This is a genomic window from Paracoccus sp. (in: a-proteobacteria) (assembly GCF_030538495.1).
Classification (GTDB): Bacteria; Pseudomonadota; Alphaproteobacteria; order Rhodobacterales; family Rhodobacteraceae; genus Paracoccus.
In genome coordinates, this window is the sequence record NZ_JAUNTW010000003.1 from 238,777 (window position 1) to 257,506 (window position 18,730).

General features: G+C 64.5%; 19 protein-coding genes. 7 read left to right on the top strand and 12 right to left on the bottom strand.

What is annotated here, in order from left to right; translation table 11 throughout:
- The first annotated feature begins 8 nt into the window (after window positions 1–8).
- Window positions 9–2,561: a translation initiation factor IF-2 gene (infB, locus tag Q4G20_RS04310; RefSeq protein WP_303342124.1), complete on the top strand. Its 2,553-nt coding sequence runs from the start codon at window positions 9–11 to the stop codon at window positions 2,559–2,561.
- 37 nt (window positions 2,562–2,598) lie between these two features.
- On the opposite strand, the gene Q4G20_RS04315 is transcribed toward infB, so the two are convergent.
- From Q4G20_RS04315 to Q4G20_RS04340, 6 genes are all read right to left on the bottom strand, one after another.
- The gene (locus Q4G20_RS04315; RefSeq protein WP_303342125.1) at window positions 2,599–2,991 is read right to left on the bottom strand and encodes a DUF2852 domain-containing protein; all 393 of its coding nucleotides are present in this window, start codon (window positions 2,989–2,991) and stop codon (window positions 2,599–2,601) included.
- 81 nt (window positions 2,992–3,072) lie between these two features.
- On the bottom strand, window positions 3,073–3,687 hold the full coding sequence (locus Q4G20_RS04320) for a TetR/AcrR family transcriptional regulator (RefSeq protein WP_303342126.1): 615 nt from the start codon (window positions 3,685–3,687) through the stop codon (window positions 3,073–3,075).
- Window positions 3,688–3,966 carry an HPr family phosphocarrier protein gene (locus tag Q4G20_RS04325; protein ID WP_303342127.1) on the bottom strand — a complete coding sequence of 93 codons (279 nt, stop codon included), beginning with the start codon at window positions 3,964–3,966 and terminating at the stop codon, window positions 3,688–3,690.
- The gene (locus Q4G20_RS04330; protein WP_303342128.1) at window positions 3,963–4,382 is read right to left on the bottom strand and encodes a PTS sugar transporter subunit IIA; all 420 of its coding nucleotides are present in this window, start codon (window positions 4,380–4,382) and stop codon (window positions 3,963–3,965) included. The genes Q4G20_RS04325 and Q4G20_RS04330 overlap by 4 nt, the downstream gene beginning before the upstream one ends.
- The gene (gene rapZ / locus Q4G20_RS04335) at window positions 4,379–5,314 is read right to left on the bottom strand and encodes an RNase adapter RapZ (protein WP_303342129.1); all 936 of its coding nucleotides are present in this window, start codon (window positions 5,312–5,314) and stop codon (window positions 4,379–4,381) included. Before rapZ ends, Q4G20_RS04330 begins: the two co-directional genes overlap by 4 nt.
- Window positions 5,315–5,345: 31 nt before the next feature.
- On the bottom strand, window positions 5,346–5,759 hold the full coding sequence (locus tag Q4G20_RS04340) for an HPr kinase/phosphorylase (RefSeq protein ID WP_303342130.1): 414 nt from the start codon (window positions 5,757–5,759) through the stop codon (window positions 5,346–5,348).
- A gap of 204 nt (window positions 5,760–5,963) precedes the next feature.
- On the opposite strand from Q4G20_RS04340, the gene Q4G20_RS04345 reads away from it, so the two are divergent.
- Entirely contained in the window at window positions 5,964–7,559 is a 1,596-nt protein-coding gene (locus tag Q4G20_RS04345) for a phosphoenolpyruvate carboxykinase (RefSeq protein ID WP_303342131.1), read from the top strand.
- 30 nt (window positions 7,560–7,589) lie between these two features.
- On the opposite strand, the gene Q4G20_RS04350 is transcribed toward Q4G20_RS04345, so the two are convergent.
- Window positions 7,590–8,351 carry an inositol monophosphatase family protein gene (locus Q4G20_RS04350; protein ID WP_303342132.1) on the bottom strand — a complete coding sequence of 254 codons (762 nt, stop codon included), beginning with the start codon at window positions 8,349–8,351 and terminating at the stop codon, window positions 7,590–7,592.
- Between the two features lie 230 nt (window positions 8,352–8,581).
- Between Q4G20_RS04350 and argF the strand changes: the two genes are divergently transcribed.
- Entirely contained in the window at window positions 8,582–9,508 is a 927-nt protein-coding gene (gene argF / locus Q4G20_RS04355) for an ornithine carbamoyltransferase (protein ID WP_303342133.1), read from the top strand.
- A 31-nt stretch (window positions 9,509–9,539) separates the two neighbouring features.
- On the opposite strand, the gene Q4G20_RS04360 is transcribed toward argF, so the two are convergent.
- From Q4G20_RS04360 to mutL, 3 genes are read right to left on the bottom strand one after another with little or no spacing between them, the layout of a single operon-like run.
- Complete coding sequence (locus tag Q4G20_RS04360) at window positions 9,540–9,986, bottom strand: GFA family protein (RefSeq protein WP_303342134.1); 447 nt, start codon at window positions 9,984–9,986, stop codon at window positions 9,540–9,542.
- Window positions 9,964–10,335: a DUF3775 domain-containing protein gene (locus Q4G20_RS04365; protein ID WP_303342135.1), complete on the bottom strand. Its 372-nt coding sequence runs from the start codon at window positions 10,333–10,335 to the stop codon at window positions 9,964–9,966. The genes Q4G20_RS04360 and Q4G20_RS04365 overlap by 23 nt, the downstream gene beginning before the upstream one ends.
- Before the next feature lie 49 nt (window positions 10,336–10,384).
- Window positions 10,385–12,181 carry a DNA mismatch repair endonuclease MutL gene (gene mutL / locus Q4G20_RS04370; protein WP_303342136.1) on the bottom strand — a complete coding sequence of 599 codons (1,797 nt, stop codon included), beginning with the start codon at window positions 12,179–12,181 and terminating at the stop codon, window positions 10,385–10,387.
- A gap of 123 nt (window positions 12,182–12,304) precedes the next feature.
- On the opposite strand from mutL, the gene Q4G20_RS04375 reads away from it, so the two are divergent.
- Window positions 12,305–12,487, top strand: coding sequence for a hypothetical protein (locus Q4G20_RS04375; protein ID WP_303342137.1), 183 nt, complete (start codon window positions 12,305–12,307; stop codon window positions 12,485–12,487).
- 16 nt (window positions 12,488–12,503) lie between these two features.
- Here Q4G20_RS04375 and Q4G20_RS04380 read toward each other — a convergent pair whose 3' ends face one another.
- Window positions 12,504–13,241, bottom strand: a complete 738-nt coding sequence (locus Q4G20_RS04380) for a TVP38/TMEM64 family protein (protein WP_303342138.1) — start codon at window positions 13,239–13,241, stop codon at window positions 12,504–12,506.
- Between the two features lie 99 nt (window positions 13,242–13,340).
- Between Q4G20_RS04380 and Q4G20_RS04385 the strand changes: the two genes are divergently transcribed.
- Genes Q4G20_RS04385 through Q4G20_RS04395 form a run of 3 tightly spaced genes read left to right on the top strand, consistent with a single transcriptional unit; the run spans window position 13,341 to window position 18,306 of the window.
- Window positions 13,341–14,363: a ligase-associated DNA damage response exonuclease gene (locus Q4G20_RS04385; protein WP_303342139.1), complete on the top strand. Its 1,023-nt coding sequence runs from the start codon at window positions 13,341–13,343 to the stop codon at window positions 14,361–14,363.
- The gene (locus Q4G20_RS04390) at window positions 14,360–15,904 is read left to right on the top strand and encodes a cisplatin damage response ATP-dependent DNA ligase (RefSeq protein WP_303342140.1); all 1,545 of its coding nucleotides are present in this window, start codon (window positions 14,360–14,362) and stop codon (window positions 15,902–15,904) included. The genes Q4G20_RS04385 and Q4G20_RS04390 overlap by 4 nt, the downstream gene beginning before the upstream one ends.
- Window positions 15,901–18,306 carry a ligase-associated DNA damage response DEXH box helicase gene (locus tag Q4G20_RS04395; protein WP_303342141.1) on the top strand — a complete coding sequence of 802 codons (2,406 nt, stop codon included), beginning with the start codon at window positions 15,901–15,903 and terminating at the stop codon, window positions 18,304–18,306. Before Q4G20_RS04390 ends, Q4G20_RS04395 begins: the two co-directional genes overlap by 4 nt.
- 79 nt (window positions 18,307–18,385) lie before the next feature.
- Here Q4G20_RS04395 and Q4G20_RS04400 read toward each other — a convergent pair whose 3' ends face one another.
- Window positions 18,386–18,565 carry a hypothetical protein gene (locus tag Q4G20_RS04400; protein ID WP_303342142.1) on the bottom strand — a complete coding sequence of 60 codons (180 nt, stop codon included), beginning with the start codon at window positions 18,563–18,565 and terminating at the stop codon, window positions 18,386–18,388.
- Window positions 18,566–18,730: the final 165 nt, after the last annotated feature.

Genomic DNA, 18,730 nt, shown 5'->3' on the forward strand with positions numbered 1-18,730 from the left:
AGACGCAGATGAGCGACAAAGACGGTAAAAAACCCCTTGGCGTAGGCGGCGGCAGCCGCGCGGGTCAGGTCAAGCAAAGCTTCAGCCACGGGCGCACCAAAAGCGTCGTCGTGGAAACCAAACGCAAACGCGTCGTGGTGCCGAAAGGCCCCGCGCCCGCCGCGCCTGACAAGGCGAAAACGCCCCTGACCGCCAAGGTCGCCAGCGATCCGTCCAAACGCCCCGCCGGCATTTCGGATGCCGAAATGGAACGCCGGCTGAAGGCCTTGGCCGCCGCCAAAGCGCGCGAGGTCGAAGAGGCCGCCCAGCGTGAGGCCGAAGAAAAAGCCCGCGAAGAAGAACGCGAACGCCGCCGCGCCGAGGCCGAGGCCAAAGCCCGCGAAGACCGCGAACGCGAAGAGGCCCTGAAAGCCAAAGCCGAAGAAGAAGAGCGTCTGGCCCGCGAAGCCGAGGAACGCGAACGCCGCAAGGCCGAGGCCAAGCGCGAAAAACCCGCCGCCAAAGCCGCGCCGAAACCCGCCGCCCCCGATCAGGCCGCGATTGAGGCCGCCGCCGCGCGCGCCGAAACCAAAGGCGTGACCTCGACCGCTGCACGCAAGCCGGATCGCGACCGCGCGCCCATGCCCGAACGCGAAAACCGCAGCAAAACCGGGCGCGACGACAGCCGCCGTTCGGGCAAGCTGTCGGTTAATCAGGCGCTTGACGGCGAAGGCGGGCGGCAACGCAGTCTGGCCGCAATGAAGCGGAAACAGGAAAAGGCCCGTCAAAAGGCCATGGGTGGCAATCTGCGCGCCGAAAAGCAGGTACGTGAGGTGCAACTGCCCGAGGCCATCGTGGTGTCCGAACTGGCCAACCGCATGGCTGAACGCGCCGCGGACGTGGTTAAGGCGCTGATGAAGATGGGCATGATGGTCAGCATGAACCAGTCCATCGACGCCGACACCGCCGAACTGGTGATCGAAGAATTCGGCCACAAAGCCGTCCGCGTGTCGGATGCCGATGTGGAACAGGTGATCGACACGGTTCAGGACCGCGACGAAGACCTGCGCCCGCGCCCGCCGATCATCACGATCATGGGTCACGTTGACCACGGCAAAACCAGCCTTCTGGACGCGATCCGCAAAGCGAATGTGGTGTCGGGCGAGGCTGGCGGCATCACGCAGCATATCGGCGCCTATCAGGTGACCACCGAAAGCGGCGCCGTGCTGTCGTTCCTTGATACGCCGGGCCACGCGGCCTTTACCTCGATGCGTGCACGCGGGGCGCAGGTCACGGACATCGTTGTTCTGGTGGTTGCCGCCGACGACGCCGTGATGCCCCAGACGGTCGAGGCGATTGCCCATGCCAAGGCCGCGAATGTGCCGATGATCGTTGCGATCAACAAAATCGACAAACCCGCCGCTGACCCGCAAAAGGTCCGCACCGATCTGCTGCAACACGAAGTTGTTGTGGAACAGATGTCGGGCGACGTGCAGGATGTCGAAGTGTCGGCCAAAACGGGCTTGGGTCTGGACAACCTGCTGGAAGCCATTGCCCTGCAAGCCGAAATTCTGGAACTGCGCGCCAACCCGAACCGTGCCGCCCAAGGCGCGGTGATCGAGGCGCAACTGGATGTGGGCCGCGGCCCCGTCGCCACGGTTCTGGTTCAGCACGGCACCCTGCGTCGCGGCGACATTTTTGTCGTGGGCGAACAATGGGGTAAGGTGCGCGCCCTGATCAACGACAAGGGCGAGCGTGTCGATGAAGCTGGCCCCTCGGTCCCGGTCGAGGTGTTGGGCCTGAACGGCACGCCCGAGGCGGGCGATGTTCTGAACGTCGTCGAAACCGAGGCGCAAGCCCGCGAAATCGCCGATTACCGGATTCAGGCGGCCAAGGACAAACGCGCCGCAGCCGGTGCTGCTGTCACGCTGGATCAGCTGCTGGCCAAGGCCAAGGCGGATGAAACCGTCGCCGAATTGCCCGTCGTGGTCAAAGCCGACGTGCAGGGTTCGGCCGAGGCTATCGTGCAAGCCCTTGAAAAGGTTGGTAATGATGAGGTGCGCGTCCGCGTGCTGCATTACGGCGTGGGTGCGATCACCGAATCCGATATCGGTCTGGCCGAGGCAAGTCAGGCCCCCGTCATCGGTTTTAACGTCCGTGCGAACGCCCCGGCCCGCAACAGCGCCAACCAAAAAGGCGTGGAAATCCGGTATTACTCGATCATCTATGATCTGGTGGACGACATTAAAGCGGCAGCGTCCGGCCTGCTGTCCGCCGAGGTGCGCGAGAATTTCATCGGCTATGCCTCGATCAAAGAGGTGTTCAAGGTCACGGGCGTCGGCAAGGTCGCTGGCTGTCTGGTCACCGAAGGCGTGGCGCGCCGGTCCGCCGGTGTCCGCCTGCTGCGCGACAACGTGGTGATCCACGAAGGCACGCTGAAAACGCTGAAACGCTTCAAAGACGAAGTGAAAGAAGTGCAGTCGGGCCAGGAATGCGGCATGGCGTTTGAAAATTACGACGACATCCGCCCCGGCGACGTGATCGAGATTTTCGAACGCGAAGAAATCGAACGCAAACTGTAATAAAGAAACCGCCGCGCATCAGCGCGGCGGTTTTCGTTCAGGCGTCGCGTTTCTGACGGTCGGCCATGAACTGATCAAATTCGGCCTTATCCTTGGCCTCGCGCAGCTTTTGCAGAAAGCTGACAAAGTCGGCATGTTCGTCATTCAGCCGCTTCAGCGTTTCGTCGCGATAGGCGTCAAAGGCGGCGTTTCCGGTGGGCGCAAAGCCGTGCTGGGTGGTTTTGACGGTTTTATTGCATCCAAACATACGCTTACTCCAAATCATATAGGCCAGCAGGGCCAGCCCGATGGGCCAGAAAACGACAAATCCGGCGATCATGGCGATCATCCAGGCGGGCTTGCCGCGGGCGTCCAGCCAATCGCGGGCGCGGCCAAAGGGGCCAGTGTCGCGCTGATCAGACAGGTGGGGGATATAGGGGGTGGTCTGCATCCTTGGCTCTCCAATGTTAATGTTAATCACATTTACATAGATAGCGCAGATGCGGCCCCGATCAAGGGGACCGCGCCATTTTTATTCGGGAATCAGACCCAGCCCGCGCAGATAAATGATCACGCCGCTTTCCAGCATCTCGGACGGGCTGACGGGGCTGCGGCTGCCGGGTTTGCCGCGTGAAAACAGCTCGACCACGCCGTGGCTGAGCGCCCAGATGTGGTTCGCGACCATGCGCGCGGGCGGGCGGCGGTCGGCGGGGATGCGCGCGGCCAAATCCTGCGCGCCGCGCGCCAGCACCCCCTGCGCGCGTTCGGCGGCATGGGCCAGATCGGCGTTGCCGGTGATAGAAATGCCCGATTCAAACATCGCCATATAAAAGCCGGGCCGTTCGCGGGCAAAGTTCAGATAGGCTTGCCCCATATTCAAAAACGCTGACAAAACAGAGGGTTGCCCGTCATTATACGCCGCTGTCAGCCGGTCGGCAAAATCCAGAAAACCCTGACGCGCGACCTCTTCGACCAGATCGTCGCGGCCTTTGAAATGGCGATAGGGGGCGGCGGCGGACACCCCCGCCTGACGCGCCGCCTGCGCCATCGTGAACCCCAGCGGGCCGTTGTCGCGGATCAGATCGGCGGTCGCCTGCACCAAAGCCTGACGCAGATTGCCGTGGTGATAGGTCTTGCGGTCCGGCACCTACATGCCTTCGCCGAAATAATCGTCAACCAGAGCCTGCAACGCATCGGCCAGTTCAACCGCCTGCGGGCCGGTGGTCGTGACCGTGATCTGGCTGCCCCGCGCGGCGGTCAGCATCAGCAGGCCCATGATCGAATCGCCCGACACCGTGCTGCCGTCGCGGGTGACCTGCGCGTCGGCATCGAACCGTTCGACCACATCAACGAATTTGGCACTGGCGCGCGCGTGCAGGCCCTTGACGTTGATGATCGACAATTCGCGGGTCACGTGGTTGGTCATGGATGGGTCGTTTCCGCCGCGCCAGAGCTTTCCGGCACGTTGTAAGAATTGATGTATTTGCGCCCCGCCTCTTTCGCAAAGGCGACGGCTTCGGGCAGCGGCAATTGCCGCGATTTCGCCAGCTTAACCAACATCGGCAGATTCGCACCATACAGAATCGCGCGATTTCGCACCGCACAGGCCGGCAGCGACAGGTTCGCTGGCGTGCCGCCGAACAAATCGACCACCACGACCACCCCGTCGCCGTCATCAACCGCATTGGCCGCGTCGATGATTTCGGTTGCTTTGGCGGCGCGGTCCAGTTCGGGCTCAATCCGTATCGCCGCCGTTCCGGGCAGAGGGCCGACGACATGTTCGACCGCAGCCAGATATTCCTGCGCCAGCCCGCCATGGGCCACAATCACAATCCCAATCAACGCGCGTCACCCCGCGTTCCGGGCTGCACCATCTGTCGTCGTTCCAATTCGCGATGCCGGATGGACACCGACCAGCCCGCATCGGCCAAGGCGGCAGCGGTTTTTTCCGCCAGAGTCACCGACCGATGTTGCCCGCCGGTGCAGCCAAAGCCGATGGCCAGATGCGATTTGCCTTCCTGAATATGGGCGGGCAGCAGAAACAGGATCAGATCCCGCACCCGCTGGAAAAATTCGTCATAGCGCGGATCGGCGGCGACATAATCCTGAACCGCGCGGTCTTGTCCGGTCTGCGGGCGCAGGTCGGGTTCCCAATGCGGATTGGCCAGAAACCGGCAATCAAACATCACATCCAACCCGCGCGGCACCCCGCGTTTGTAACTGAAGGAATTCACCGACACGCTCAGCCGCCGATCCGGGCGCGGGTCAAACCACCGCGACATTTCGGCCCGCAGATCATGCGGCGTCAGTTCGGTGGTGTCGATCAGCACATCGGCGCGCATCCGCACCGGCTCTAACAGGTCGATTTCCGTCTGCGCCCCGGCCAGAGGCGTGCCGTCCGGCGATGCCGGGTGACGGCGGCGGGTTTCGCTGTAACGCCGCACCAGCATATCCACCTGACAATCCAGATACAGGATTTCGGGGGCATAATTCGGATGACGGGTCAGATTGTCGATCAGATGGGTCAGATTGGCGATGGAAAAATCGCGGTTGCGCACATCCAGCCCCAAGGCCAGCGACCCCGGACGCCCCGGCCCATCCAACAGGCGCGGGATCAGAGACAGAGGGATGTTGTCGATCGCCTCGAACCCCATATCCTCAAGCGCGTTGATTGCGGTTGACCGCCCGGCGCCCGACGGGCCGGTGACCAGAACCAGCCGCTGAGCGGGCCGTTCCTGCCTGTCCATGTCTTTTGGTCCGTTCACATCCGACATCACGGCCCCTTATATTCACAGCACCGCGCGGTCATGCGATCCGCCCCCCGATCAGATACTGCCGCAGCGCAGCATAAAGATGCGGCTGAAATGTCGCCTTGACAAGAGGAACCGGCACCCCAGCCATGTCACGCTGCGTCAACTGTGGCAATCGCGCCGGGTCCGGGCCGCCCAGATCGCAAATCAACGCCAATCGCGTGGGCGGCGCAGGCGTCGCGGCCAACAGGCCGATGCCGCGCGCCTCGATCATGCCGCGCAGGGGGGCGGGGGCGGATGCGATGATCGAATCACCCTGCCTGTGCAGGTCGGTGCGATCATCGGCCACCAATTGCGCGCCCACGGCCATCAATTGCAGCGCAACCGTGGATTTCCCGGCACCGGACGGCCCGATAATCAGCAGCCCTGCCCCATCAATCGCCACCGTTGTTCCATGAATCTGTTCCATACGAATCATATTATGCGCAAACAGGTTAACAATTCATCCTACCTTTGGCGGCATCTTGTCCAAAAGAACAACCGTTGGCGATAACATTTATTGTTTGCGCTAACTGTTTGCGCTGTCCTGTTTCCCTTGCGCGCACCCATGCTATAGCGCCATCAAGCGTCACAGAATTGTCGCAGCAACATATCCCGACGGAGCCTTCAGACCATGACCACCCGCGTTAATCCGAATTGTCGCCTCGAAGATCAGGGGATCACAGGGCTGGGGCAGGTGCATTATAACCTGCTGGAACCGGCCCTGATGACGCAGGCAGTTGCCCGCGGCGAAGGTCAGCTGGGTCTGGGCGGCACGTTTTTGGTGTCCACCGGCGCGCATACCGGCCGTTCGCCCAAGGATAAATTCGTCGTTCGCACGCCGTCGGTCGAAAACTCGATCTGGTGGGAAAACAACAAACCGATGGAGGCTGACGCCTTCGACCGCCTGCACGCCGATATGCTGGACCATATGAAGGGCCGCGATTACTTCGTGCAGGATCTGTTCGGCGGCGCCGATGCCGAACACCGTCTGGATGTGCGCGTGGTCACCGAACTGGCGTGGCACGGGCTGTTCATCCGCCACCTGCTGCGCCGCCCCGAGGCCGAGGAACTGGCGACCTTTACCCCCGAATTCACCATCATCAACTGCCCCAGCTTCAAGGCCGATCCGGCCCGCCATGGCTGCCGCAGCGAAACCGTGATCGCGCTGAATTTCGACAAGAAACTGATCCTGATCGCCAACACGGCTTACGCAGGGGAAAACAAAAAATCGGTGTTCACGCTGCTGAACTATCTGCTGCCGGAAAAAGGCATCATGCCGATGCATTGCAGCGCGAACCACGCGCCGGGCAACCCCGATGACAGCGCCGTGTTCTTTGGCCTGTCCGGCACCGGCAAGACCACGCTGTCGGCTGATCCGTCGCGCGTGCTGATTGGCGATGACGAACATGGCTGGTCCGATAACGGCATCTTCAATTTCGAAGGTGGCTGTTACGCGAAAACCATCAACCTGTCGCCCAAGGCCGAACCGGAAATCTATGCCACGACCAGCCGTTTCGGCACCGTGATTGAAAACATGGTGTTTGACCCGGAAACGCTGGAACTGGATTTCGAAGATAACAGCATCACCGACAACATGCGCTGCGCCTATCCTCTGGATGCGATCAGCAATGCGTCGGACACCAGCCTGGGCGGTCAGCCGAAAAACATCATCATGCTGACCTGTGACGCCTATGGCGTGCTGCCGCCGATTGCGCGGCTGACGCCGGCGCAGGCGATGTATCACTTCCTGTCGGGCTTTACGTCGAAAACGCCGGGGACCGAAGTTGGCGTGACCGAACCGATCCCGACCTTTTCGACCTGTTTCGGCGCGCCCTTTATGCCGCGCCGCCCCGAGGTTTATGGCAAGCTGTTGCAGAACCGCATCGCGGCCAGCGGCGCGAATTGCTGGCTGGTCAACACCGGCTGGACCGGGGGCGCGTTCGGCACCGGGTCGCGTATGCCGATCGCGGCCACCCGCGCCCTGCTGACGGCGGCATTGGACGGATCGCTGAACGAAGTCGAGTTCCGCAAAGACCCGAATTTCGGGTTCGAGGTTCCCGTGGCCGTCCCCGGCGTGTCCGATGTGCTGCTGGATCCGCGCCGGACCTGGTGCGACGCCGACGCCTATGACGCGCAGGCCGCTAAGCTGGTGCAGATGTTCAGCGATAACTTTGCGCAATATATGGACGCCATCGACGACGAAGTGCGCGCCGCCGCCATCGGCTAACACCATCAAGGGGGGGGCGCCCTGCCCCCCTTATCCCAATTGCGGCAGCACCGCCCGATGCAAGGCATCACTGGCGGTTGCCACAATCGCGCCACGGCTGTGGATCGTCAGCGCACCGCCCTGCCAATCGCTGATGACCCCGCCCGCGCCCTGCACCACCGGAACCAAAGCGCAGATGTCGAACGGGTCCAAATCCGGCCCGTTGATGCAGATATCCAACCGCCCCCGCGCCAATGCGGCATAGGACGCACAGCCGCCATCAAACACCTGCATCGCGCCCATCCGCGACAGCCGGTCATAGCCCGCGCGATAATTCCCCGGAAAGCTGTTCGGATTGGCCACCGACACCCGCGCCTGATCCAACCCCGCCGCTGGCGCACACCGCACCACAGAACCATTCAGCCGCGTTTCGCCATCTGCACCAACCCAGCGCGCGTCCATCAGCGGCATGTCAATCACACCCAAGACCGGCACCCCATCCCGACAAAGCGCGATCAACACCCCAAAATGCGCCAACCCCGCCGCGAATTGCCGCGTGCCGTCGATGGGGTCCAAAACCCAGACATGGCTGCGCCCGACCTCGACCGCACCATATTCCTCGCCCAGAATCCCATGCGTCGGATGGCGCTGCGCAATCACATCCCGCAAGGCGCGTTCAACGGCCAGATCCGCGCAGGTCACCGGCGACCCATCCGCCTTGAACTGCACATCACCGGTCTGAAACCACGCCTCCCGCGCAATCGCCCCCGCCCGATCCGCCAACAGCGCCGCCGTTTCCAGAAACCCACGCATCACCGCCCCCACGTTTTCGCAAACCGAACCATATTTATCTTCTGTGCGCAAATATCCTGCTGGGGTGAGACGGATCAGGAAAAGGTCCAGTGGACCTTTTCCCCGTCGATCGCCCGCCCCCGTGGGGCGGGCTGGGGGCGCGAAGCCCCCGGCGCGCGCCACACGCAAACCGCCCCTTGACCAAGGCGCACGAAACGGGCTTGCTGCATCAACGATTAGAAAGACACAAAATGACGCATTTTCTGGACATCCACACCACCCCCCCCGCCGACCTGCGCCACATTATCGACAATGCCCGCGCGATGAAGACCGCCCGCAACGGCCGCCCCAAAGGCACGCCCGACGACGATCAGCCTCTGGCCGGTCGCATGGTTGCGCTGATCTTTGAAAAGCCGTCCACCCGAACGCGGGTCAGCTTTGACGTGGGCGTGCGCCAGATGGGCGGGCAAACCATGGTGCTGTCGGGGTCGGAAATGCAGCTGGGCCATGGCGAAACCATTGCCGACACGGCGCGAGTGCTGTCGCGTTATGTGGACCTGATCATGATCCGCACCTTCGAAGAACAAACCCTGCTGGACATGGCCGAATATGCCTCGGTTCCGGTGATTAACGGGCTGACCAACCGCACCCATCCCTGTCAGATCATGGCCGACATCATGACCTTCGAAGAACATCGCGGCCCAATCGCCGGCAAAAAGGTGGTCTGGTCGGGCGACGGGAACAACGTCTTTGCCAGCTTTGCCCATGCGGCGGGGCAGTTTGGGTTCGACCTGACCTTTACCGGCCCCCCGCCTTTGGACCCGGAACGCGAATGGCTGGATTTCGCCGCCAGCAAAGGCCACCCCGTCACCATCGAACGCGACCCGCATAAGGCCGTGCAGGGTGCCGATCTGGTTGTAACCGACACTTGGGTCAGTATGCACGACCCGGTGTCGGCCCGCGAACGCCGCCACAATCAGTTGCGCGGCTATCAGGTCAATGCCGCGCTGATGGCGCAGGCCAAACCGGATGCGCTGTTCATGCACTGCCTGCCCGCGCATCGTGATGATGAGGCGACCAGCGAGGTGATGGACGGCCCGAACTCGGTCATTTTTGACGAAGCCGAAAACCGCCTGCACGCGCAAAAGGCGGTGATGCGCTATTGTCTGGGCGTCTGAGACCAAGGGCGGCGCCCAATCGGGCGCCTCTCTAGTCCGGGGTAAACCGCAACACGCCCGCGCGGCGCGATGTGCCGGTGTCGCGCGGGTGGTTGACGCCGTCCATCACATCGACCTGTTCCAGAAACGGAGTCTGGCCGTCCAGACAGGCCAGATTGATGCCGTATTCTTCGGGGTTCGACCGGCGTTGATGATGGGTGTAAACGCCGCAGGTTTTGCAGAAATAATGCCGCGCGACGCCGGTGTTGAATTGATACAGCGTCAGGTGATCCTGCCCGGTCAGGATCTGAATATCGGCCAGCCGTGCCGACACAACGACCGCGCCCCGCATCCGGCACAGCGAACAGGTGCAGCGGCGCGCGCTGTTCAGCCCGTCGCGCAGACGGACGCGGAACGTCACTGCGCCGCAATGGCACGCGCCGGTGATCGGCGCAGCCGGATCAGACGCGACCAGATCAGACGGGGCGTTGCAGGTCATCCTCGGCGTCCTCGGGGGATATGCCCAATTCCTCTAGCCCCGATTCCAGAAAATCGGCCAGACGGGGTTCGCCCATCAGGTAATCCTCGGTCGGGATGGTGCGTTCCTGACGGGCGGTTGCGATCGCCTCGGCCAATTCCGACGCGTCGAAACTGTCGCGGCCAATCCACATCACGGCGACCAGACTGGCCTGTTCATCCGTGTTCAGCGCGGCGATGAAATCGTGCAGTTCCGTGCGCGTGCCATGTTGGGGGCGGCTGCCCTGATGCTGCCACACGTCGATGCCGCTGTCATAATCGCGGGCGCGAATGATGATATGGGCGATTTTGTCGATACCGATTTCCAGCATGGGATCCCCCTTTTCGGTCGCCCAACTGTTGCGCCGAAACGCGCCGCCGTCAATCCCGCCGCCCGAACAGCCGTTCAATATCGGACAGGCCCAGCCGCACCCAAGTGGGTCGTCCGTGATTGCATTGGTTGGAACTGGGCGTGCGCTCCATCTCGCGCAGCAGGGCGTTCATTTCGTCGGGCGTCATGCGGCGGCCGGACCGGACCGAGCCGTGGCACGCCATCGACGACAGCACCGCATCCATCCGCGCGCGCAGCCGGTCGGACGCGCCCTGATCGGCCAGATCGTCCAGAATATCGCGGATCAGCGCGCGGCTGTCCAAACGGGTCAGCATCGCGGGCGTTTCCCGCACCGCGACCGCGCCGCCAAAGGGTTCGATCACCAGCCCCAGTTCGGCCAGATCATCGGCAATCGCCAGAATGCGTTCGGCATCCGGCGGGGGCAGCTCTACAATATCGGGGATCAGCAGCGCCTGCGACGCAATGCCGCGCGTCGCCGCCTGCGATTTCAGCCGTTCATAGACCAGCCGTTCATGCGCGGCGTGCTGATCGACGATCACCATGCCATCCGCCGTCTGCGCGATGATATAGTTTTCGTGAATCTGCGCCCGCGCTGCGCCAAGGGGGGCGTCCGGTGGCGCGTCCTGCGGGCCGGGTTCGGTCACGTCAAACCGGGCCGATGGCTGTTCGGCAAAGCCCGGATCCAGCGGCGCCTGCGCCTGCATTGCGGTGCGGATCACCGGGGCGGATGGCGGCTGGTATTGATAGGCACGGGGATGCGGCGCGGGTTCGGGCGCAAACGCCGCCAGCACCGCATCGCCCACGGTTGTTGATGCGCGCGGCCCGGACCCCGCCAGCCTGTGCCGCAGCGCCGTGACCACCAGCCCGCGCGCGGCGGATGGGTCGCGGAACCGCACTTCGGCCTTGGCGGGGTGGACGTTCACATCCACCATCTGCGGATCGCAGGTCACAAACAGCACCGCCGCCGGATGACGCCCCGATGCCAGCACATCCATATAGCCCGCCCGCAGCGCCCCGGTCAGCAGCTTATCCCGCACCGGACGGCCATTCACATAGAGATGCTGCGCGACCGCCGCCCCTCGGGAATAAGTGGGCAGCGCGGCAAAGCCCGTCAGCGTCAGCCCGTCGCGTTCGGCGTCAATCAGCAGCGCGTTGTCGATGAAATCCCGGCCCATCACCCGGCCCAGCCGGATGTTTAGCGCGTCGAACAATTCGCCCTGTTCGGCATCGGCGCGAAACACCTCGCGCCCGTCGGCGGTCAGGGTAAAGGCGACATAGGGTTCGGCCATGGCCAGCCGCCGCACGACATCGGCCACGGCCTGCGTTTCCGCACGGTCGGTGCGCAGGAATTTCAGCCGGGCGGGCGTGGCAAAGAACAGATCGCGCAGTTCGACCACCGTGCCGCGATTGCCCGCCGCCGGGCGCACCGGGTCCATGCGCCCGCCCGTCACCGCGATCATCGCGCCATCCGCACCGTCCACGCGCGACGTGATCGACAGCCGCCCGACCGCGCCCAGCGACGGCAACGCCTCGCCCCGGAAACCAAAGCTGGTGATCGCCAGCAGATCGCTGCCGTCGATTTTGCTGGTGGCGTGGCGCGACAGGGCCAGAGGCAATTCATCGGGCAACATCCCGCATCCGTCATCCGTGACGCGGATCAGGGCTTTGCCGCCGTCCTGAATGTCGATGCTGATGCGGGTCGCACCCGCGTCCAGTGCGTTTTCGACCAGTTCCTTGACCGCAGAGGCGGGGCGTTCGACCACCTCGCCCGCAGCAATGCGGTTGGCGGTCGCGTCGTCAAGCTGTCGGATCATGGGGCGGGTCATGGCGCTTTATCTGGTATTCCGGGGCGCTCTGTCCAGAGACGCGCCCGACGAAATCTGCGCTACAGGGAACTTTTCCCCCACCAAATGCGCTATTGGTTAACGAAACCCAAAAGGATCAGACCCATGAAAACAATCGGCATCATCTTTGCATCCGTCATGACGCTGGCCGTCGCAGGTTGCGGTCAGAACGTGGCCGAGCGCACCATCACCGGCGGCACGGCGGGCGCGGTCGTCGCTGGCCCGGTTGGCGCGGTCGCGGGCGCAACCGCTGGCGCAACCGGCGCGGTGCGCGTCAACACCCGCTGATCGCCATGGCCGGGCGTCACGTCAACAGCCGCCCGGCCAGCCGCGTGATCCACCGCATGATCCAGGGCAGCACCGCCAGCATCACCAGAACCGCCATCAGGCGCGGGCCGAACACGTCCGAAACGCGGTTAATTTCGGCCAATTGCGTGCCGGCGGCGGCCAGAATCGCTTTGGTCGGCAGGATGCCCACAAAGGTTACCAATGCAAACCGATCCGCCCGCATCCGGCTGATCCCCGCGACATTGTTCAGCAAAAAGAACGGCATAACAAAGGTGAGCCGCATGCTCAGCAATGCCAGCGTGCCGTTTTCATGCACGGCCTGATCGACCTGCTGCAAACGCGCGCCGAAAATGCGGCGGATGGGGCGGTTCAGCACATGCCGCGCCAGCCAGAACGCGACAACGGCGCTGATGGTCGAGGCCGCCGTCGCCAGCACAAAGCCCAGCCAGAACCCGAAAAACGCGCCTCCGGCCAGTGTCAGCGTGGCCGCCGCAGGCACGGGCAGCAGGCCCAGAACCACGAACACCAGCACAAACAACACGGCCGAGACCACGGGGTGATCGTCATGCCACTGGCGCACGCTTTCAATCCACAGATGCAGTTGCGACAGGTCGGATTGCATCGCCCCGGCCGAGGGCCAAATCCACCCCGCCGCCACCGTCAGCGCGCCAAACACCACAACGGCAACGCCCATCCGCATCAACAACCCGCGCAAGGCGCGTTTCGCGATCATTTTGCGACGGTCGGATCTCATGTCACCTCGCGGATGGGGCCGGTTGCACAGTTGACCAGCCGCCGCCAGCCGTCAACACAGCTTTTGCCGCGCCCGGCCTGAACCTTGCGAAACCATGCCATGATTGCCACGCCTGTTGCTCTGCACACGGTCCGCGCCGATGATGTTCTGCGCCCGACCGAACGCGGCCTGTATTGCCCGCCGGGGGATTTCTACATCGACCCGCTGCACCCGGTGCCGCGCGCGCTGATCACCCATGCCCATGCCGATCACGCGCGGCCCGGCCACGGCGCGGTCTTGGCCACGGCGCAGACGCTGGAGATCATGGCGATTCGCTATGGTGCGGATTTCGCGCAATCGACGCAGGCGGCACAGGGGGCGGTGCGGATGGGGGCGGTGACGGTCAGCTTTCACCCCGCCGGTCACATTCTGGGATCGGCGCAAATCCGCGTCGCGCCCGATGCGGGGCCGGTGATCGTTGTGTCGGGGGATTATTGCCGCCGCCCCAACCCCGTTTGCGCGCCGTTCGAACCCGTGCCCTGCAACGTCTTTGTGACCGAGGCGACCTTTGGCCTGCCCGTGTTCCGCCACCCAGAGCCGCTGGATCAGATGGCGCGCCTGACCGACAGCCTGCGTCAGTTTCCCGACCGCCCGCATCTGATCGGAGCCTATGCCCTGGGCAAGGCGCAGCGGTTGATTTCGCTGGCGCGCATGGCGGGGATTGACGGGCCAATCGCCATTCACGGCGCGTTGCAACGACTGTGCGATTATCACATGACGCAAGGGATTGATCTGGGGCCGCTGATCCCGGCGACCGCCGCCGACACGCCGACGGGGCTGGTCATCGCGCCGCCATCGGCCTTTGGGCAACCGTGGGTGCAGCGGTTTCGCGACCCGGTGATCGGCTTTGCCTCGGGCTGGATGCAGGTCCGCGCGCGGGCGCGGCAGAGAGGCGCGGAACTGCCCCTGATCATCAGCGACCACGTCGATTGGCCGCAACTGACGCAGACGCTGACCGAACTGGCGCCTGACGAAACATGGATCACCCATGGCGCCGAAGACGGGCTGATGCGATGGTGCGCCATGGCCGGGTTGCCCGCGCGCCCGCTGCGACTGGTCGGATATGGGGATGAACCGGAATGAAGGCCTTTGCCGCATTGCTGGACCAGTTGGCCTTTACGCCGTCACGCACGGCGAAACTGGCGATCCTGACCCGCTATCTGACCCAGACGCCCGACCCGGACCGAGGCTGGGCCTTGGCCGCCCTGACCGGCGATCTGGACCTGCGCGCGGTGTCGCCGTCGCTGCTGCGCAAGCTGGTGGCGGCGCGGTATGATGACCAGCTGTTTGCGTTGTCTTATGATTTCGTGGGGGATTTGGCGGAAACGATCGCGCTGTTATGGGACGCGGACGGGGTGCGCGATCTGACGCTGGCGCAGGCGGTTGCGGTGCTGGCCGACATGCGCGGCACGGTGGCGGACCGGGTGGCCGCCACGCTGGACGACCTGCCCGCATCGGCGCGCTATGCGTTTTTGAAACTGGCCACCGGCAATCTGCGCGTCGGTGTGTCGGGGCGGATGGCGCGCATGGCCTTGGCGCAGATGGGCGCGCCGACGCTGTCCCAGATCGACGAAATCTGGCACGGTCTGCGCCCCCCTTATCAGCCACTGTTTGCGTGGCTGGCGGGCGGCGCGCCCCCCGCATCCGCCCCCACGCCGTTTCGTCCGGTGATGCTGTCCACCCCGGTCACGCCCGACGACCTGCACGACCTGTCCCCCGAAGATTACATCGCCGAATGGAAATGGGACGGCATCCGCGTGCAGGCCGTGGCCGAGAGCGGCGAAAAACGGCTGTATTCCCGCACGGGCGAGGATATCTCCGCCGCCTTTCCCGACATCATTGCCGCGATGCAATTTGACGGCGCGGTTGACGGCGAATTGCTGATCCGGCGCGGCGATCAGGTCGCGCCCTTTGGCGATCTGCAAAAACGGCTGGGGCGGAAAACCGTCATCCGGGCGATGCTGGCCAGCCATCCGGCGGCGCTGAGGCTCTATGACGCGCTGATCTGGCAGGGGCGCGATCTGCGCGCCCTGCCTCTGTCGCAGCGGCGCGCGATTTTGGAAAACGCGGGTCTGGGCAACGACCGCATCGACCTGTCGCCGATCCTGCCCTTTGCCACTTGGGACGATCTGGCCCGGCTGCGCGCCAGCCCGCCCGACCCCGTGATCGAAGGCGTGATGATCAAGCGCCGCGACAGCGCCTATGTCGGAGGTCGCCCGCGCGGGCCGTGGTTCAAATGGAAACGCGATCCGATGATCGTGGACGCGGTGATGCTCTATGCGCAACGCGGCCACGGCAAACGGTCGGGGTTTTACAGCGACTTCACCTTTGGGCTGTGGGCCGATGGGCAACTGGTGCCGGTGGGCAAGGCGTATTTCGGGTTCACCGATGACGAATTGCGCAAGCTGGATCGGTTCGTTCGCGACCACACCACCGACCGGTTCGGCCCCGTCCGCGCCGTCGCGCCCAAGCTGGTGCTGGAAATCGCGTTCGAGGGGTTGAACCACTCGCCCCGCCACAAATCCGGCATCGCCATGCGCTTTCCCCGCATCAGCCGCATCCGATGGGACAAACCCGCCGATCAGGCCGACCACCTGACCACCCTGACCGCGATGTTGCCATGACCCTGCCCGACGCGTTTTCCGACTGGTTTCGCCGTCAGGGCTGGACCCCGCACCCGCATCAGCTGGCCCTGCTGGCCGCCGGGGGCGACCGGCTGCTGATCGCGCCGACGGGGGGCGGCAAAACGCTGGCCGGGTTTTTGCCGTCGCTGGTCGATCTGACAACGCCGGGGCGCGGGCTGCATACGCTGTATGTGTCGCCTCTGCGCGCGCTGACCGCCGATATTGCGCGCAATCTGGCGCGCCCGATTGCCGATCTGAACCTGCCCATTCGCGTGGAAAACCGCACCAGCGACACCCGCGCCGCGCAACGCGCGCGGCAGCGCACCGACCCGCCGCATATCCTGCTGACCACGCCGGAATCGCTGGCCCTGATGCTGTCTTACGAACAGGCGCCGCAGATTTTTGGGACGCTGCGCCGGGTGGTGATCGACGAATTGCATGCGCTTGCCGAAAGCAAACGCGGCGATCAGCTGATGCTGGGCCTGTCGCGGCTGCGGGCGCTGTCGCCTGATGTGACCGTGACGGGCCTGTCCGCAACCGTGCAGGATCCGAACGAACTGGCGGGCTTTCTGTCCCATCCCGACCGGCCCGCGCAGGTGGTTTACGCTGATCCCGGCCCTCTGCCCGACATCGCGATGCTGCCCACGCGCGCGCCTGCGCCTTGGGCCGGGACGGGCGGCTATTACGCCGTCCCCGACGTGCTGGACGCGATCCGCGCCGCGCAAACGACCCTGATTTTCGTCAACACCCGCGCGCAGGCCGAACTGTTTTTTCAGGCGCTGTGGGCGGCCAATGACGACAACCTGCCCATCGCGCTGCATCACGCCAGCCTGTCCCCCGAAGCCCGCGCCCGCGTCGAGACCGCCATGTCCGCCGGTCATCTGCGCGCTGTGGTGGCCACGGGCAGTCTGGATTTGGGGCTGGACTGGGGCTGTGTCGATCTGGTGATTCAGGTCGGCGCGCCCAAGAATATCAAACGCTTGGTGCAGCGGATCGGGCGCGCCAATCACAGCTATAACACCCCCAGCCGCGCCCGCATCGTTCCCGCCAATCAGTTCGAGATTATCGAAGGCACAGCCGCCCTGTCCGCCGTCCGCGCCCGCGATCTGGACGGAGAGCCGCGCGCACCCGGCCCCTTGGATGTGCTGTGCCAACACATCTTGCTGACCGCCTGCGCAGGGCCGTTCGATGCCGACGCCCTGTTTGCGCAGGTCCGCACCGCGCACCCCTATGCGCGGCTGAGCCGGGGTGATTTCGACGCCTGCCTTGATTTTGCGGCAACGGGGGGCTACGCGCTGCGGGCCTATGACCGGTGGCAGCGGCTGATGCGGCGGGACGGGCTGTGGCGGCTGCGCGATCCCCGCGCGGCGCGGCTGCTGCGCATGAATATCGGCACGATCGTGGCCCCCGAAATGCTGGCCGTCCGCGCCGGGCGCCGCCCGCTGGGCCAGATCGAGGAATCCTTTGCCGCCACCCTGACCCCCGGCGACACCTTCCTGATCGGCGGCCAGACGGTGCGGTTCGACCGCCTGCGCGATATGGTGGTCGAGGTCACGCCCAAGTCCTCCGCCACCCCGCGCATCGCCGTGTTCACCGGGTTGAAAATGGCCACGACGACCCAACTGGCGCAGCGGATGCAGGCCGTAATCGGCGACCCTGCCGCGCATGACGCGCTGCCCCCCGCCACGCGCGACTGGCTGGCGCGGCAGGCGCGGGTCAGCACGCTGCCCGCCCCGGATCGGCTGGTCAGCGAAAGCTATCCCTTTGCCGATCAGTGGTTTTGCGTGATTTATGGTTTTGCGGGGCGCAACGCGATGCAGACGCTGGGCCTGCTGATGACCCGCCAGATGGAACAGGGGGGGCTGGCCCCTCTGGGGTTTTTGGCGACCGATCACGCGCTGATGATCTGGTCGCTGGACCCGGTGACTGACCCCGCGCCGCTGCTGGACCTGCCCAGTCTCCGCGCGGGTTTGGGCGACTGGCTGGCCGACAACGCCGTGACGAAACGCAGCTTTCGCACCGTCGCAACCATTGCGGGCCTCATTCAGCGCAACACTCCGGGCGCGCGAAAATCCGGCAAACAGGCGACATTTTCCAGCGATATTCTGTATGACACGCTGCGGCGATACGATCCCGACCATCTGTTGCTGCGGATCACCGCGCAGGAAACGCAACGCGGGCTGGTCGATTTCGCCCGGATCGAGCAGATGCTGACGGATGGCCGCAGGCTGGTTCACCGCGTGCTGGACCGCATTTCGCCCCTGGCCGCGCCCCTGATGGCCGAACGGGGCCGCGTGCCGATCCACGGCACAGGCCGCGAACGACTGGCGCAATCCGAAGCGGCGGCAATGATGGCCCAAGCCGGACTGACGCCCGACGGCGGAATCGCAGTGCAGGACTGACGCAATGCCGGACGCCGCGCGCAGCCCGCAGCGGCATAACATCGGGCCACGGATACGGCAGAATAGGGCCGGAACCACGTCAAAACGCCCCCCAATTCCATAAGAGATGCCCGCCCACCCGATCCACCGAGGCCGCCACCTGCGGCACGCGGAACACGCGGCGCGGCAGAACATCGGGCCAAGTATAGGGCAGCGCGCGGCCGAAAAAACGCCAAACGCCGCGATACGAACACCCCGCCAGCCGACGCAGCCCCCGCATGCGGAGCGCGCCACCGAGGGCAACGGATCACGCTCGCAGCCCAATCGCCGCGACAACATGACGAAACGCCGCCAAAATCCACACGGCACCGCCGACACACAAACCGCAACCGATGGCATGAGGAACACATGTCGCAAGACGACTTCCAGACGCGGACACGGACAC

Excerpts from the sequence above, each read along its gene's own strand:
- infB (WP_303342124.1), top strand. The coding sequence starts at position 9 with ATGAGCGACAAAGACGGTAAAAAACCCCTTGGCGTAGGCGGCGGCAGC.
- Q4G20_RS04315 (WP_303342125.1), bottom strand. The coding sequence starts at position 2,991 with ATGCAGACCACCCCCTATATCCCCCACCTGTCTGATCAGCGCGACACT.
- Q4G20_RS04325 (WP_303342127.1), bottom strand. The coding sequence starts at position 3,966 with ATGACCAACCACGTGACCCGCGAATTGTCGATCATCAACGTCAAGGGC.
- rapZ (WP_303342129.1), bottom strand. The coding sequence starts at position 5,314 with ATGTCGGATGTGAACGGACCAAAAGACATGGACAGGCAGGAACGGCCC.
- Q4G20_RS04340 (WP_303342130.1), bottom strand. The coding sequence starts at position 5,759 with ATGGAACAGATTCATGGAACAACGGTGGCGATTGATGGGGCAGGGCTG.
- Q4G20_RS04345 (WP_303342131.1), top strand. The coding sequence starts at position 5,964 with ATGACCACCCGCGTTAATCCGAATTGTCGCCTCGAAGATCAGGGGATC.
- Q4G20_RS04350 (WP_303342132.1), bottom strand. The coding sequence starts at position 8,351 with ATGCGTGGGTTTCTGGAAACGGCGGCGCTGTTGGCGGATCGGGCGGGG.
- argF (WP_303342133.1), top strand. The coding sequence starts at position 8,582 with ATGACGCATTTTCTGGACATCCACACCACCCCCCCCGCCGACCTGCGC.
- Q4G20_RS04360 (WP_303342134.1), bottom strand. The coding sequence starts at position 9,986 with ATGACCTGCAACGCCCCGTCTGATCTGGTCGCGTCTGATCCGGCTGCG.
- Q4G20_RS04365 (WP_303342135.1), bottom strand. The coding sequence starts at position 10,335 with ATGCTGGAAATCGGTATCGACAAAATCGCCCATATCATCATTCGCGCC.
- mutL (WP_303342136.1), bottom strand. The coding sequence starts at position 12,181 with ATGACCCGCCCCATGATCCGACAGCTTGACGACGCGACCGCCAACCGC.
- Q4G20_RS04375 (WP_303342137.1), top strand. The coding sequence starts at position 12,305 with ATGAAAACAATCGGCATCATCTTTGCATCCGTCATGACGCTGGCCGTC.
- Q4G20_RS04380 (WP_303342138.1), bottom strand. The coding sequence starts at position 13,241 with ATGAGATCCGACCGTCGCAAAATGATCGCGAAACGCGCCTTGCGCGGG.
- Q4G20_RS04385 (WP_303342139.1), top strand. The coding sequence starts at position 13,341 with ATGATTGCCACGCCTGTTGCTCTGCACACGGTCCGCGCCGATGATGTT.
- Q4G20_RS04390 (WP_303342140.1), top strand. The coding sequence starts at position 14,360 with ATGAAGGCCTTTGCCGCATTGCTGGACCAGTTGGCCTTTACGCCGTCA.
- Q4G20_RS04395 (WP_303342141.1), top strand. The coding sequence starts at position 15,901 with ATGACCCTGCCCGACGCGTTTTCCGACTGGTTTCGCCGTCAGGGCTGG.
- Q4G20_RS04400 (WP_303342142.1), bottom strand. The coding sequence starts at position 18,565 with ATGCGGGGGCTGCGTCGGCTGGCGGGGTGTTCGTATCGCGGCGTTTGG.